The sequence below is a fragment of the Commensalibacter communis genome, from assembly GCF_947179015.1.
In the GTDB taxonomy this organism is placed as follows: domain Bacteria; phylum Pseudomonadota; class Alphaproteobacteria; order Acetobacterales; family Acetobacteraceae; genus Commensalibacter; species Commensalibacter communis.
The window spans coordinates 1-15,295 of record NZ_CAMXCM010000008.1; the positions used below are offsets into that span (position 1 = coordinate 1).

The window sequence follows — 15,295 nt, forward strand, 5'->3', positions numbered from 1 at the left end:
TTAATCTCTGAATAATATTCATACAGTATAAGTGCTTGGCTCTATTTTACAATAGAGCCAAGCCCCCTTTTCATATAATATAAAATATAACCAAAAAATTAATCTGAAATTTAAATCTCAGCTAAACGAATCACACGGTTTTCAAGAATAGAGCGGCTTGCTGCTTCTGCAAGTATTAATGCCTGTTTACCATCTTCAAAACTGACTTCTGGCTTTTTCCCTTGCTCAACAGCATCTACAAAAACACTAATTTCGTTATTAAATGCTTCGCCATAACGATCAATAAAAAAATTCATCAAAGCTGGTTTTTGATCTGTAAAATGTTCATTATACAAACGCATATTGTTCATCGGATGATTTTCGGAAATAGCCATTCCTTTAGACCCAAAAGCCTCTACACGTTGGTCATATCCGTATACTGCACGGCGTGAATTATTAATGATGCATTGTTTTCCAGAAGCTGTTTTCATGACAATAGTTACTGTATCATAGTCATGACAACGTTCCATTAAAGCGCTATTAACAAGACGAGAACCTGTTGCAGAAATTTCTGTAATATTTTCCCCAAGGATAAAACGTGCCATATCAAAATCATGAATGGTCATATCACGCAAAATACCGCCTGATACTTCGATGTAAGCATCAGGTGCCATGTCTGGATCACGTGAAGTAATAATCACTTGGTGTACATCTCCAATAGCTCCTGCTTCGATGGATTTTCTCACAGCACGATGACCTTTATCAAACCTTCGGACAAATCCAAGCATAATTGGAATATCAGTACCTTTAATTTTTTGTTCGCAAGCTTTTACACGATCCAAAGATAAATCAATAGGTTTTTCACAAAAAATGGCCTTTTTAGCCGCAACAGCTTGTTCAATTAAATCAGCGTGGGTGGCAGTCGAAGTCGCAATTAAAACGGCGTCTACTGCAGAAGAGGAAAACACATCACCCACAGATTGGAATTGTTTAACATAATGTTTGCCAGCAACTTCTTGTGCAGCTGCAATATTAACATCGAATACACCTGCTAGCTTTGCTTTGGGATGAGCGACAATATTATCAACATGCATACGGCCGATACGACCTGTGCCAAGGACAGCAATATTTAGCATTGGATTTTCTTTCGTTGATTAAATCGGTATTAAATACTTTCCTAAAATAGAAAAATATTTTTAAATTTACGATCTATTATAATTTTTAGATAATGAAAATTATGTGAATAATGATCTTCTTTTTGATAGTTATTATGCTCAAGAATAATCAATTTACATAAATAATTCAGATCATTAGTAGGTCTTTTAAGTAACTGCCTAAAATTTAATTGTATCAATTAAATTTTGCAATCACGTACAATTTATTAAAAATGAAAAATTTTTTCTATTTTGAGTAAGATATATATTTTATATTTACTATTCGTTATATTTCATTAAACTCAAAAGGGTTAAAAATGCCTCTTATTCGTATTGATGTTGTCGAAGGTAGAAACCAGCAAGAATTGAATATGTTAAAAGAAACAATTCATCGTGCAATGGTGATTGCTTTTGAAGTTCCTGAACGAGATAGATATCAAATTTTAACACAGCATAAACCTGGATTTCTAGTTGCCGAAGATACAGGATTGGATATTCCAAGAACTGATAAATTCGTTTTAATCCAAATGATTTCCAGACCTAGATCCGCTGAACAAAAAAAGAAATTCTACAGTCTTGTTTGCCAGTTATTAAAAGAAAATTGTGGAATTGAAGCCTCTGATGTGATGACGAGTATTGTTGTGAATAGCGACGAAGATTGGTCTTTTGGATTAGGAAGAGCCCAGTTTTTAGAGGGTGATTTATAAGCGCCTTCTTAAAAAACAAACAAACCGTAATTTACGCGTAACCTTATAAGGAGATTGACGATGAATACGACAAACCAACATGATAAAAAGTTAAGAATTGGTGTGATTGGGACTGGTGCTATTGGTGTCGATCATATTCGAAGATGTACACATACATTATCTGGTGCGGAAATCGTCGCCGTAAGTGATGTAAACATAGATAACGCAAAGAAGGCTGTTACTCCACATAACCCCAATGCCAAAGCCTATGAATCGGGTCATGATGTGATTAATGCAGAGAATGTCGATGCAGTCATGGTTACTTCTTGGGGGCCAACGCATGCCGAATATGTTTTATCCGCAATTAAAGCTGGAAAATTTGTATTTTGTGAAAAACCATTAGCAACAACAATCGAAGATTGTGACAAAATTATTCAAGCTGAACAAGCGCATGGTAGTCGTTTGGTGCAGGTAGGATTTATGCGTCCCTACGACAAAGACTATCGTGCATTGCGAAAAATGATTGTTGATGGTGCTATTGGCACGCCTTTGATGGTTCATGCGGCACATCGTAATCAAAATGTCGGGGAAAACTATGTGACGAGTATGGCAATTTTCGACACATTGATTCACGAACTTGATGTATTAAGATGGTTATTAGATGATGATTATATTTCTGCACAAGTTATTTTCCCTCGTCAAACAAGCCATACACACGCCAAATTACGCGATCCTCAAATCGTTCTATTAGAAACAAAATCTGGCGTTCGTATCGATGTAGAAGTCTTTGTTAACTGTCAATATGGATATGATATTCAATGTTCTGTTGTGGGTGAAAAGGGAATTGTTAGTTTACCAGATCCTGCTGCGGTTGCATTGCGTTCTGATGCAAAATTATGCACTCCAATTTTAACAGATTGGAAAGAGCGTTTTATTGATGCGTATGATATCGAAATCCAAGAATTTATCGATGGATGTAAAACTGGCAAAATTAAAGGCCCGAGCTCTTGGAATGGATATGTTGCTGCGGTTGCTGCCGAAGCTTGTGTCAAAGCACAAGAAACACAAGCAATAGAAGCAATTTCAATTCCAGAACGACCCGCAATGTATAAATAACTAATTCAACTTAAAATTTGACTTATTTATCTTCTAACTATTAGATGCACATAAAAGTATATTTAAGGATCCAATGAACAGTTTAATAACCATCAATCTATAAAAATGGTTTTAAAATTGTTCATTGATTTTTTAGGATATTGTTGAAACTATTAAGATTATTATTAATGTTGATGCCAGACAGTCTGCATAGTGAATGACGACATAATAACTTATTAAACAAATCACACACATGTCACGTTCAAAATTATATAATATTAAATTTAGTCAGGATATTTGTTAATATCAATTATTGAATGCACGAATGGCATTCACTGACTTTTTTAACTGTTGTTCTAAAATCTCTTTGAAACCTTCTCCTTTATTCGTATTGAATGGATCTGGCCCTGGTGCAGCAATTTCGAGAATAATCGGTCCCTGATATTGAATATCATTTAATGCTATCATTTGCGATGTAAAATCAGTATGCCCTTCACCGATAGCACCACGATTAGAATCTGCAGCATGATAAAGGCCAATATATTCTCCGGCTTCCCGTAAAGAAGCCGCCGGATTAGCCTCTTCTATATTCATATGATAGGCATCTGCAAGCAATCTTAAATTGGGGGATTTTACATGTTCGATCAAATTAAGACCTTCTCTTAATGTACGAACTTGATGGCTTTCATACCGATTTAATACTTCAAAAACAATTTCTGTATTAACCTGTCGCGCCATGTTACAAATTTGTTTTATACTTTCGACAAGAAGATTATTTTCCTCCTCTTGGTTACTAACTGGTCGTATACGTTGTACTAATCCATGACAAGAAATTAATGGAGGGCTAGGCGTTTGATTTATTTTCAATACCCAATCAATTAATTGCTTATAATAATCAACAGCGTCTTGTCGAATAATCCGATCAGGATGGGAAATATCAGCATCACCAGGAGTAATAGAAAATATTTGCAATCCTTGATCTGCAAATATTTTACCAGCTTGCACAGGATCAATCGAGTGAATATTCCCATGTAATTCAACACCATTTAATCCAATGTCTTTTACACGGCGTGCAGTTTCTTCAATCGGTTCATTGTCAAAAATCCACGTACAACATCCAATATTACGCATATTAGCCTCTTATTTTAAAACTGATTTGAAATTGATGATGGAATCATATTGCCTCCACCCTGTTAAAAACAGGGTGAAGGCAATATAAATAAGTTACTTTTATAATGCTTTGACAGGAATCTGATTTCTCATTTGTTTTTTATTTTTACGATCCAACCAAATTTGTTGTATTTCTTCCAAACTACGTCCTTTGGTTTCTGGAACAAAGAAGATCACAAAGAAAGTTCCTAAAACCCCCATGATTCCGTAGATAATAAATGGAAAACCATGATTGAACACCGCATTCAAAGAAGCATTGCCATCCATTATTTTAAAGGACCAAGAAACAAATAAATTCACTGTCCATTCGATAAAAACAGCTAAGCTCATTGCTCGGCCTTTAATGGCTGTTGGAAATAATTCTGCCAATAAAACCCAAGCCATTGGCCCCCATGAAATTGAAAAGCTGGCACAGTAAAAAAGAATCATAAAGACAGCAATCATACTGTTTAACTTAAACATAAAAGTTGCAGCCAGCCCCAGCATAGCTATCGCTTGTAAAATACTACCAACGATTAACAATGGCTTTCTACCAACTTTATCAACCATTTTCATGGCAATTAAACAGAAAATTACAGTGACTACCCCAACAAAAATTGTTTGGAATAATGCACCTCTTTCGCCAAAACCCATATTTTTGAACATTTCTGGAGCGTAATACATAACTGCATTAATTCCAACTAATTGTTGGAAAGCAGCAACCCCAATCCCCACAAGAACTGCAGCTGCACCAAATTGAAATAAAGATCCCAATTCGATATTTTTATTAAGGCTGCTTTTGATTTCCGCAGCGGTTTGATGAGCCTCATTTGGATGGAAAATATTATGCAACACTTTTAATGCATCTTCGTCACGATTTTTTAACATCAACCAACGAGGCGTTTCAACCGCAGGAACCAATAACAATAAAAAGATAAAGGCTGGAATAATTTCCGAAACAAGCATAATTCTCCAGCCTGTTGTCATCAACCAATCATGATCTCCAAGGCTAGCAATAAACCAGTTTACGAAATAAACGCCTGCTTGACCACTTACAATCGCAATCTGATAATAGATAATCAAGCTACCCCTAATTGTTGCAGGGGCGATTTCAGAAATATACATAGGCGCTAATGTTGATGCAATACCCACCCCAATACCGCAAATAATACGATAAAATATAAAAGAACACACAATAGCCACAGGATCATGCAAAGGATATATAATGCCATATTCAGGCCAAGCTGAACCCACTGCTGAAATCACAAAAAGAATAGCTGATATAAACAACCCTCTTTTACGACCCACAAAATCTGCAACAAATCCACTGATGATACTACCAAGCATACATCCGACAAGTGCGCTAGCAATAACAAACCCAGAAATAAAATCTTCCCAATTATTCGTAAGATTTAATGGTCTAACCAATTGATGGTCAATCGATGCCACAGCACCAGAAATAACAGAGGTGTCATATCCAAATAATAACCCCCCCAATGCTGCAACCAAAGTTGTTTTTGTAATAAAATTTCTTTTTGTTGAATCAGACATAGATCTTTACTCTTTCATCTAGAAATATTCCTTAAAACTTTAAAAGAATATTTTTAATCCTGATAAAAAGGTCATTAATTAACCTTAACCAAAAAGCAATTTGCAACCTTATTGAATCTTATCTTTACCTAAAATAATTTCAAACTATGAAGAAAACCGCACCCACTTACTTGATTATAGAAAAATTTTTCTACAAATCGCGATATATTGTAATTATTATATAAAATTTGAATTTTCTTAATAAACTTTTTGTGTGTTTATTGCTGAAATTATATATTTTTGAAAAAATATTTCTAAAAATTTATATAAATCCGCAGTTTTGTAACATTTTCCAATAGCAACAATCCAATAATAACTTTTTCTTGAACAGAAAAACCATCTAATTTTAATTTGAATAGCAATCACAAGACTGTGAAACATAACCGTTCACATCTTTTTTATTATTCAAATATAGCGGTATATCGTAAATTTAAAATTATTTTTCTATATTTGCGAAAAAATAGAATTTTTTTATTATTATTGTTGGAGAATACTTCATGACCAATGGCGAACTGGATATTATCACAATAGGAAGATCTTCTATTGATCTTTATTCTCAACAAATTGGCTGTCGTTTAGAAGATACTTCGTCTTTTAATAAAGCTGTTGGCGGATGCCCAGCCAATATTGCCATTGGTACTGCTCGTTTAGGATTGAAATCTGGTGTCATCACCCGTGTCGGAAATGATCATTTTGGACATTTTATTATCCAACAAATGCAACGTGAAGGCGTCAATACAAAAGGAATTCATCAAGATCCTGAACGATTAACGGCTCTGGCCATTCTGGGCATCAGAGATTCCGAACAATTTCCTTTGTTATTTTACAGAACTGATTGTGCGGATGCGGCTTTATCAGAAGAAGATATTCATGAGGATTTTATTAAAACAGCCAAAGCTATCGTTGTAACAGGAACGCATTTCGCCAAAGAAAACAGCGAAAAAGCACAACGTAAAGCAATGAAGCTAATCCATGCTCATGGTGGAAAAGTCGTCATTGATATTGATTACCGACCTAATCTGTGGGGGGTTGCATCAATTGGTGATGGTGAAGCGCGCTATGTCCGTTCAAAAGAAGTCACTGAAAAATTATTGTCGATTATACCTGAATGTGATTTGATTGTCGGAACAGAAGAAGAACTTCATATTGCCAGCGGTTATGAAGATACTATTCAAGCCATTCGTCATATTCGTAAAATTGCCCCAAAAGCAACGATTGTTTGTAAACGTGGTCCTATCGGCTGTGTTGTCTTTGATGGTAACATTCCAGAATCTTTGGATCAAGGAATCAAAGGAAAAGGCTTTAAAGTTACCGTTTGTAACACGCTTGGAGCTGGCGATGCGTTTATGTCTGGTTTCTTAAGAGGCTGGTTAAAAAACGAACCCATCAATATTTGTTGTACTTATGCGAATGCCTGTGGGGCGTTTGCCGTTTCTCGTTTACTTTGTTCCCCAGAATATCCAACGTTTGTTGAGCTAACACATTTTTTAAACCAAAACAGTCATGATCATTCTATTCAGCAAGATCAAATGCTGACCCATTTACATCAAGCAACCACTCGTCCAGCCCAAGCAACACCTATTATGGCATTAGCATGCGATCATCGCTTACAATTAGAAGAAATGGTTGATGAATATGGCGTTTCTCGGGACAAAATTAGTGAGTTTAAAATCTTAACCATCAAAGCAGCCGCCTTGGTTGCCAAAGGTCGACCTGGATTTGGAACCTTTATGGATGGTCGCTATGGTCAAGAAGCATTATTTTTGGCATCCCATGAAAATCTATGGATTTCTCGCCCCATTGAATATCCAGGTTCGCGTCCACTTGATTTTGATGGCAAAGGCAGCCTAGGGGCACAATTATTGTCATGGCCAGCGCAACATACCGTTAAATGTCTTTGCTTTTATCACCCAGATGATCCTGTCGAATTAAAAAATAAGCAAATCAGGGAGCTGGAACGCGCCTATGATGCCTGCCAACGCTTACAACGTGAATTATTAATTGAAATTATTGCAGGCAAAAATGGCCCATTAGACAGCCAAACTATTGCAACGGCTTTACAACAACTTTACGACGCAGGCCTTAAACCAGCATGGTGGAAATTAGAGCCACAACAAGATCAAGCCGCATGGAAAGCCATCAATAACGTAATTAAACATAATGATCCATTTTGTCGTGGTGTTGTTGTCCTTGGGCTGGATGCCCCTCTGGAAACTATTACGCAAGCTTTTCAAGCAGCTGCACAAATCTCGTATGTCAAAGGGTTTGCAGTTGGGCGTACAATTTTTGGAGAGCCTGCACGTCAATGGTTTACAAAACAAATTAATGATGATGAAGCTATTCAAAAAATGGCTGATACTTTCCAACAACTCGTTGATGCTTGGCAAAAAGCAGCTCAATAATATTCCCCAGACAGGTTAAGGAGAACAATAATGAAAACAATACGTCTTACAATGTCTCAAGCTTTGGTCAAAGCAATGATGGCACAAAAAATCAGGCTCGATGATGGCAGTGTTCAACCTTTCTTTGCGGGAATGTGGGCGATCTTTGGTCACGGAAACGTTGCAGGCCTTGGTGAAGCTTTGCATGAAGTAAAGGATCAATTCCCAACCTTCAGAGGGCAAAATGAACAAGGAATGGCACATACAGCAATCGCTTTTGCCAAAGGCAAACGTAGAAAACAAATCATGGCTTGTACAGCATCCATTGGCCCAGGATCATTGAATATGGTTACTGCTGCTGGGGTAGCACATGCTAATCGTTTACCTATTCTCTTATTACCCAGCGATGTATTTGCTACGCGTTTGCCAGATCCTGTATTACAACAGCTTGAAGATTTTGGCGACGGCACCGTTTCCGTTAATGATAGCTTTAAACCGGTTTCCAGATATTTTGATCGTATTACTCGACCCGAACAAATTGTTCCTGCGTTTCAACGTGCAATGACCGTTTTAACCGATCCAGCAGAATGTGGACCTGTAACGCTTTCTTTGTGTCAAGATGTGCAAACAATGGCATGGGATTTCCCAGAAAGTTTCTTTGAAGAACGTATTCATTATATTCGTCGCATTCACCCTGATCCAAGTGAATTAGAAACGGCGAAAGATATTTTATTAAAGGCTAAAAACCCTTTAATTATCATAGGAGGCGGCGTTGCGTATTCTGGGGCAGAAAAACTTGTTGAAGATTTTTGTAATAAGCATGGCATCCCTGCTGGTGAAACCAATGCTGGAAAATCCGCAATTCCTGATCAATCTCCTCTTAATGTGGGAGGTATAGGCGTATCTGGAACAGCTGTTGCAAATACGTTGGCAAATGAAGCAGATGTGATTCTTGCGATCGGAAGTAGGTTGCAAGATTTTACAACGGGGTCATGGGCGGTCTTTAAAAATCCTAATCTGAAGATTATTGGGCTGAATATTCAAGCTTTTGATGGCACTAAGCATAATGCTTATCCATTAATTGGGGATGCCAAATCAGCCTTGGAGTTGTTAAGTAAGCAAATTGGTAATTATAAAGCTGATCAGGCTTGGACTGAAAAAGCCAGAAGCTTAAAAGCAGATTGGTATAAAACCGCCGATAAATATATGGCTCTTCCTGCCCCAACCGCAGAGAAATTACCCAGTGATGCTCAAGTCATTGGGGCAGTCATGCGTTCTATTCCAGATAATAGCATTGTGGTTTGCGCTGCGGGTGGTTTGCCAGGTGAATTACAAAAACTATGGCGTGCCAAACAAAGTGGTGGCTATCATATGGAGTATGGCTTCTCTTGTATGGGGTATGAAATCGCTGGGGGGATTGGAGCCAAAATGGCAGAACCCGATCGCAATGTCGTTGTGATGGTAGGCGATGGTTCTTATATGATGTTAAACTCAGAAATTGTTTCCTCTATTATGCTTGGGATTAAGATCACAGTCGTTTTATTAGATAATCTAGGTTACGGATGTATTAATCGCCTGCAACAAGTTTGTGGTGGCAAGCAGTTTAATAATATGTATGTCAACACCCATCATAAAACATTGCCAAATATTGATTTTGTCCTACATGCCAGAGGATTAGGGGCAATCAGTGAAAAAGTTTCCTCTGTTCAAGCATTACAAGAAGCCTTGAAAAAATCAAAAAAAAATGACCGCACAACAGTGATCGTTATTGATACTGAAGCGGTAAGTATCACCGAAGAATGTGGCTATTGGTGGGATGTTGCTGTGCCAGAAGTTTCCAAACAAAAAACAGTCAATGAAGCCTATGAAGCCTATCTCAACTATAAAAAAAGCCAAAGACATTGGAACTAACCATTCAACAAGGAACAAAGAGTATGACTATTCGTATTGGTGCGCACGCAATTTGCTGGTCTAACGATGATATGCCTGAACTAGGTGGCGATATTCCTCTGGATACTTGCCTTTCGGAAGCCAGTCAAATTGGCATTGAAGGCATGGAAATGGGAAATAAATTTCCGAAAGAAGCCAATGCTCTAAAACAAACATTAGGGAAATACAATCTAGACTTAACCAGTTGGTGGTTTTCTGGGGCTTTGTTACTGCGTTCTGCCAAAGAGGAATTCGCGGCAATACGTCCTCAACTTGATTTATTAAAAGCAATGGGATGCGATGTTGTTGTTTATGCTGAAACTGCCAATACCATTCAAGGGCGGCGTGATATTGGGGTCGCACATCGTCCTATTATGGAAAAAAGCCAGTGGCAAATTTATTTTGATAAATTGAATGAATTAGCAAAATTAACCTTGGATTATGGGATTAAATTGTCTTTTCACCATCACATGGGAACGATCGTTCAATCTGAAGAAGATATTGATCGTTTGATGCATTCTACTGATAAAGAAGTTTATCTTTTACTTGATACAGGTCATGCAACATGGGGTGGCGCTGATCCTATTCGTTTAGCCAAAAATTATGCAGAACGTGTAGCGCATATTCATACCAAAGATGTTCGTGAAGATGTTCTTAAAAAAGCGAATGCTGAAAATTGGCCATTCTTAGACGGTGTTTTACAAGGCGTATTCACCGTTCCTGGCGATGGTAGTGTTGATTATGTTGAGTTTTTTAAACCATTCCAAAATTACTCTGGTTGGATTGTGATTGAAGCAGAGCAAGACCCTGTCAAAGCTAATCCATTTGAATATGTTACCAAGGGATATAAACATCTGATTACTTCGTTAAATCAAGCTGGTATCAAGAAATAAGGAGCTTCTGATGAGTAAATTATTAGTTAAACCACATGCACCAGATGCAGAAGGGATTGTCACACGCATCACGCCTCAAAGTGCAGGATGGAAATATATCGGGTTTGAAGTTGCTCACTTACAAGCTGGGCAAACTCTTGCTAGAGATGGTAATGATAATGAAGTTTGCTTGGTCATTATTACTGGAAAAGCCGACATTTCAACCGCTGAAAAAAGTTTCGGTATATTGGGTGAACGTATGTCCGTATTTGATGGCAAACCTTCGGCAGTATATGTGCCTCCTCACATGAAATGGACAGTCAAAGCAACCACCCATCTTGAGATCGCGATTTGTCAAGCACCTGCTAAAAAAGCCGTTGCGCCTTACGCGATTAAAGCTGAAGACATTGAAACCGTTAAACGAGGCAGTGGCACCAACGTACGTTACGTCAATAATATGCTGACAGATACAGATCCATCTGAAAGTCTATTAGTTGTAGAAGTGATAACCCCAGGAGGAAACTGGTCAAGTTATCCACCACATAAACATGATACCCCCATTGAAGGTAAAGAAACTTATTTGGAAGAAACTTATTATCATCGTAATAAACGTAAAGGAGGATATGTGTTCCAACGTGTTTATACGGATGATCGCTCTTTAGATGAAACCATGTCTGTCTATGATGGGGAAACCGTGATGGTTCCGAAAGGCTATCATCCTGTGGGTGCGCCTCATGGGTGTGACTCATATTATTTGAATGTCATGGCAGGGCCAACCAAACAGTGGAAATTTAGCCAAAGTCCAGATTTCGCAGATATTGCTTTTCAATAGGAATGAAGATAATGAAACAAAAAGAAACCTTAGGCGTTGGTGTTATTGGTAGCGGTTTCATGGGTAAAGCCCACGCATGGGCTTTTGGAAATGTAGGGCGTTTTTTTCCTTTGAAACAAGAGCCAATTTTAAAAATATTAGCTGATATTCCATTAGATAAAGCTCAGGCTGCTGCAAAACAATTGGGATTTGAGAGCGCCACAAATGACTGGAAGTCTTTAATCCATCATCCCGAGATTGATATTGTTTCTATTACTACACCTAATAATTTACATACACCAATGGCTTTAGAAGCTATTGATGCAAAAAAAATTGTTTATTGTGAAAAGCCTTTGGCGACCACTTTGAATGATGCGATTAAAATGACTAATGCTGCCGAGAAAGCAGGGGTTATTACTATGGTTGGATTTAATTATTTACGTAATCCTATGATGATTACTGCCAAAGAAATTATTCAAAGCGGCGAAATTGGTGAAATTACGGGCTATCGTGGTATTCACTCCGAGGGGTTCATGGCGAATGCTGCCCCTTATAACTGGCGTTGTGAAAAAGATCAATTTGGCGGGGCTTTAGGGGATATTGGCTCTCATGCGTTAGCAACTGCACGGTTTTTATTAGGTGAATTTGACTCTGTTTGTGGAAAATTAGATACGATTTATAATTCTCGCCCTACTTCTGATGGAGGCTCAAAGCCTGTTTATACAGACGATCAAGTTAACACGTTAATTCAATTTAAAGACCACAATTTTACTGGCGTTGTGACCTCTTCATGGTTAGCCACAGGATGGGAAATGCATCATGGGTTTGAAATTTGTGGCAGTAAAGGCTCTTTGATTTTTGATCAAGCAAGATTTAATGAGTTACAAATTTATAAGGGCGATCAAAAAACAGGGCGTCGTGGCTTTACAACCATTGTGGCTGGACCAGAGCATCAAGGATATGGTGAGTTTTGCCCTGCTGGTGGACATCAAATTGGATTTAATGATCTTAAAACGCTAGAAGTTGGGAAGCTAATGGGATGTATAGAAAAAAATATACAAACCGATTTTAATTTCAGAGATGCTTTGACCATTGTTCGTATTTCAGAAGCAATTTCTATTTCATCTACTGAAAATCGTTGGGTTAATTTAGACGAAATTGCTTCATAAATTATCTTAATGATCAAATTTCTTTGGCGAACAAGGGGGTTGTTTTTGCCAAAGAAATTTATAATTAACGATTTGCTCCTTTTGTATTAAGATGATTAATAATCATTTGTTCAATCTCTTTAATCGTATTTATATGTATTCGATTAAATTCAAATTTTACTTTTCGACCGTTTAAATTACGACTAATTCTTGCATATTGATCTTTATTTTCAAACGAAACGAGCTCTTTTGTTTCCCAAAGGGCTTCTTTTTGATCATTAAGTATATTTTTGATATTCATCATTAAGTGATGAATTAAATAATGTTGCTGCTCTTCTACCGCTTTAATTGTTTCAACATCTATTTTAGATTGAGCATCTTGACAAATTTTTTGCAAGTCCAGTTCGTTTTTTTCTGCTTCTTTTTCAATTTTAGCTAATTTTGAATAATAACTATTCGGTATACCCTCAGCATCTGGGAAAATTCGAATAAGTTGTTCGTTAATTTTTGCGGCCTGTATGCGCTTTCTTATCGTTTCTGTACTTGTATTTAAATATGCTGCTAACTCTTCATTCGTAGCAAAATTTAATTCTTGCATTTGCTTTAAATATTGTTGTCCAACTTCTCGATAGGAAAATTTTTTACTACTTTGTGATGCATTAATAATTTCATAGATTTCTTTTGAACTTAATTCATCGGTAATGACCCATAAAGGCAGATCTTGTTTTGTTTCTATACAGCAATAGCGTCGGCGGCTTCCTTCGATCAAATAGTATTTATCTTGTTGTTGAATGGCAATCCCTTCTTTATCAACACCACGTTCTCGAATTTGTTCAATGATATCTCGCACAGCTTGATAATCCAAAGCCGTTTGATTTCTTGGATTTATCATATGAACGACGGTGTCTGATGCAACCTTATTTCCTGGAATAATAACGTGTTTGGCGTCTACTTTACGACCATTCGAAAAGGTAAAAGAACGTTTTAAATTTATTGTATTCTTTAGTGAAGATAAATTATTTTTCTGTTCAAAACTGGTTCTTTTATGACCATGTAAGTAAAGATTTTTATTTGTTCCTCTTTCTATCTCAGACATCGATATTACTCACTTTTTAAAGAGATTGTTTTAATTTCATTAATAAACTGTTGATAGACTGAGTAGACAGACATTTCTGCGATATCAAATTGTTTAGCAGAACAAAATTCTTCTGATTTTTTGATATCTAATATGGTTCTTCCTTTTTCTGCAGATACCACGAAAGCCTCTGAATGTTTGATATTTGTCGTTAAGAATTTATCCTGCACAGTTCTTACTAATTTTGCTAATGTTCGTGCTTCATGTTGGCTTTTATCATCTACATTAACGGCTAATACTTTAAACCATTTGATATTTTTCCCTTGAGAAGGAAGCTGCTTTAATCGTTCAGCAATCGTCAACATATAATTGGTGGTTGATGCAAAATCATATTCACGAGGTGTAATTGGAACTAACAACGCATCTGCAGCTTCATTAATAGACCAAATAATTGGGGAGTCTTGGGGTGGTGTATCAATGAAAATTAAATCATATTGAGATTTTAAAATTGGCAAAACAGTATCACGAAAACGAACAAGTAATTTATGTCTTTCTTCTTTACTGATTCCCCAATAGGTATCCGTAAAACGATCATCTGTCGGGAAGGCTGTAATAACGTCTAAATTGGGTAAATGTGTGCTAAATGAAATTTTAGAAATAATGGTTTCTTCTGAATAACCAGATTGAATATATTGTGCATAATCCCCTTGTGGTTCATACTCTTTTAATAAAATATCTGTAATGGTTAAAAAGACATCATCTTCATTGATTGAACGAATAAGATTATTACCGATAGATCCTTGTGGATCTAAATCAATAATACAGATACGGGCATTTAAATGGAGATCTAATGCTGCTGCGGTTGCTAAGGTGAGAGTTGTTGTGCTTTTGCCTGTACCTCCCTTATGATTTTCAGTAACGATTATTCTTGCTTCATATGTGTCTTTATAACGAGGTTGTTTTAATTCATTCATAATGGATTGAATATCAAAACGTGTATAAAGGTGGTTTTTATTTTGAAAAATGGGATTTCCAATAATTTCTTTATGTTCTAAGTCTGTTAGGATTTTACTGAATGTATTTCTCGATTTACCAAAAAAATCGGCAAGTGCTTTTTTATTCATGCAATGATTATAAATTAAACGATCTAATCCATCGATTTGTTCGTCAGATACATTCACTTGTGTTGTTTCAATAACTGAGTCTTTTAAGGATAATTGTTCTTGTTTCATTCTTTGCCCAATGGCAGAGATCTCATTTAATATATTCATTTCAAAACCTAAATATTATCAATTTAACATATAAATGTAAAATGATTGCTTATTTGAATAAAATATCATTTTAATGCCCAATTTTATTTTTATTGATGAAATAGCGGTTTGTAAATTACTTTTTTATATATTTAGATGTAATTTAAAGGATAATC

12 protein-coding genes are annotated in these 15,295 nt (G+C 36.5%); 7 read left to right on the plus strand and 5 right to left on the minus strand.

What is annotated here, in order from left to right; all coding sequences use genetic code 11:
- Positions 1 to 110: 110 nt before the first annotated feature.
- Positions 111 to 1,115: an inositol 2-dehydrogenase gene (iolG, locus tag PQG54_RS10390; RefSeq protein ID WP_271790479.1), complete on the minus strand. Its 1,005-nt coding sequence runs from the start codon at positions 1,113 to 1,115 to the stop codon at positions 111 to 113.
- 335 nt (positions 1,116 to 1,450) lie between these two features.
- Between iolG and PQG54_RS10395 the strand changes: the two genes are divergently transcribed.
- Both PQG54_RS10395 and PQG54_RS10400 read left to right on the plus strand, forming a co-directional pair.
- On the plus strand, positions 1,451 to 1,840 hold the full coding sequence (locus tag PQG54_RS10395; protein WP_271790480.1) for a tautomerase family protein: 390 nt from the start codon (positions 1,451 to 1,453) through the stop codon (positions 1,838 to 1,840).
- A gap of 60 nt (positions 1,841 to 1,900) precedes the next feature.
- Positions 1,901 to 2,935, plus strand: coding sequence for a Gfo/Idh/MocA family protein (locus PQG54_RS10400; RefSeq protein WP_271790481.1), 1,035 nt, complete (start codon positions 1,901 to 1,903; stop codon positions 2,933 to 2,935).
- Between the two features lie 285 nt (positions 2,936 to 3,220).
- Here the strand turns inward: PQG54_RS10400 and PQG54_RS10405 are convergent, their stop codons facing one another.
- Both PQG54_RS10405 and PQG54_RS10410 read right to left on the minus strand, forming a co-directional pair.
- Entirely contained in the window at positions 3,221 to 4,045 is an 825-nt protein-coding gene (locus tag PQG54_RS10405) for a sugar phosphate isomerase/epimerase family protein (protein WP_271790482.1), read from the minus strand.
- 99 nt (positions 4,046 to 4,144) lie between these two features.
- On the minus strand, positions 4,145 to 5,614 hold the full coding sequence (locus PQG54_RS10410) for a sugar porter family MFS transporter (protein ID WP_271790483.1): 1,470 nt from the start codon (positions 5,612 to 5,614) through the stop codon (positions 4,145 to 4,147).
- 536 nt (positions 5,615 to 6,150) lie between these two features.
- Between PQG54_RS10410 and PQG54_RS10415 the strand changes: the two genes are divergently transcribed.
- From PQG54_RS10415 to PQG54_RS10435, 5 genes are read left to right on the plus strand one after another with little or no spacing between them, the layout of a single operon-like run.
- Positions 6,151 to 8,055, plus strand: coding sequence for a bifunctional 5-dehydro-2-deoxygluconokinase/5-dehydro-2-deoxyphosphogluconate aldolase (locus PQG54_RS10415; RefSeq protein WP_271790484.1), 1,905 nt, complete (start codon positions 6,151 to 6,153; stop codon positions 8,053 to 8,055).
- Positions 8,056 to 8,085: 30 nt separating this feature from the next.
- Positions 8,086 to 9,945 carry a 3D-(3,5/4)-trihydroxycyclohexane-1,2-dione acylhydrolase (decyclizing) gene (gene iolD, locus PQG54_RS10420; RefSeq protein ID WP_271790485.1) on the plus strand — a complete coding sequence of 620 codons (1,860 nt, stop codon included), beginning with the start codon at positions 8,086 to 8,088 and terminating at the stop codon, positions 9,943 to 9,945.
- Between the two features lie 23 nt (positions 9,946 to 9,968).
- Positions 9,969 to 10,856: a myo-inosose-2 dehydratase gene (gene iolE, locus PQG54_RS10425; protein WP_271790486.1), complete on the plus strand. Its 888-nt coding sequence runs from the start codon at positions 9,969 to 9,971 to the stop codon at positions 10,854 to 10,856.
- Positions 10,857 to 10,866: 10 nt separating this feature from the next.
- The gene (gene iolB / locus PQG54_RS10430) at positions 10,867 to 11,667 is read left to right on the plus strand and encodes a 5-deoxy-glucuronate isomerase (protein WP_271790487.1); all 801 of its coding nucleotides are present in this window, start codon (positions 10,867 to 10,869) and stop codon (positions 11,665 to 11,667) included.
- 11 nt (positions 11,668 to 11,678) lie between these two features.
- Positions 11,679 to 12,815: a Gfo/Idh/MocA family protein gene (locus PQG54_RS10435; RefSeq protein ID WP_271790488.1), complete on the plus strand. Its 1,137-nt coding sequence runs from the start codon at positions 11,679 to 11,681 to the stop codon at positions 12,813 to 12,815.
- 64 nt (positions 12,816 to 12,879) lie between these two features.
- Here the strand turns inward: PQG54_RS10435 and PQG54_RS10440 are convergent, their stop codons facing one another.
- Together PQG54_RS10440 and PQG54_RS10445 are read right to left on the minus strand one after the other, a co-directional pair.
- On the minus strand, positions 12,880 to 13,890 hold the full coding sequence (locus PQG54_RS10440; protein ID WP_271790489.1) for a ParB family protein: 1,011 nt from the start codon (positions 13,888 to 13,890) through the stop codon (positions 12,880 to 12,882).
- Between the two features lie 5 nt (positions 13,891 to 13,895).
- Entirely contained in the window at positions 13,896 to 15,140 is a 1,245-nt protein-coding gene (locus PQG54_RS10445) for a ParA family protein (protein ID WP_271790490.1), read from the minus strand.
- Positions 15,141 to 15,295 lie beyond the last annotated feature (155 nt).

Excerpts from the sequence above, each read along its gene's own strand:
- iolG (WP_271790479.1), bottom strand. The coding sequence starts at position 1,115 with ATGCTAAATATTGCTGTCCTTGGCACAGGTCGTATCGGCCGTATGCAT.
- PQG54_RS10395 (WP_271790480.1), top strand. The coding sequence starts at position 1,451 with ATGCCTCTTATTCGTATTGATGTTGTCGAAGGTAGAAACCAGCAAGAA.
- PQG54_RS10400 (WP_271790481.1), top strand. The coding sequence starts at position 1,901 with ATGAATACGACAAACCAACATGATAAAAAGTTAAGAATTGGTGTGATT.
- PQG54_RS10405 (WP_271790482.1), bottom strand. The coding sequence starts at position 4,045 with ATGCGTAATATTGGATGTTGTACGTGGATTTTTGACAATGAACCGATT.
- PQG54_RS10410 (WP_271790483.1), bottom strand. The coding sequence starts at position 5,614 with ATGTCTGATTCAACAAAAAGAAATTTTATTACAAAAACAACTTTGGTT.
- PQG54_RS10415 (WP_271790484.1), top strand. The coding sequence starts at position 6,151 with ATGACCAATGGCGAACTGGATATTATCACAATAGGAAGATCTTCTATT.
- iolD (WP_271790485.1), top strand. The coding sequence starts at position 8,086 with ATGAAAACAATACGTCTTACAATGTCTCAAGCTTTGGTCAAAGCAATG.
- iolE (WP_271790486.1), top strand. The coding sequence starts at position 9,969 with ATGACTATTCGTATTGGTGCGCACGCAATTTGCTGGTCTAACGATGAT.
- iolB (WP_271790487.1), top strand. The coding sequence starts at position 10,867 with ATGAGTAAATTATTAGTTAAACCACATGCACCAGATGCAGAAGGGATT.
- PQG54_RS10435 (WP_271790488.1), top strand. The coding sequence starts at position 11,679 with ATGAAACAAAAAGAAACCTTAGGCGTTGGTGTTATTGGTAGCGGTTTC.
- PQG54_RS10440 (WP_271790489.1), bottom strand. The coding sequence starts at position 13,890 with ATGTCTGAGATAGAAAGAGGAACAAATAAAAATCTTTACTTACATGGT.
- PQG54_RS10445 (WP_271790490.1), bottom strand. The coding sequence starts at position 15,140 with ATGAATATATTAAATGAGATCTCTGCCATTGGGCAAAGAATGAAACAA.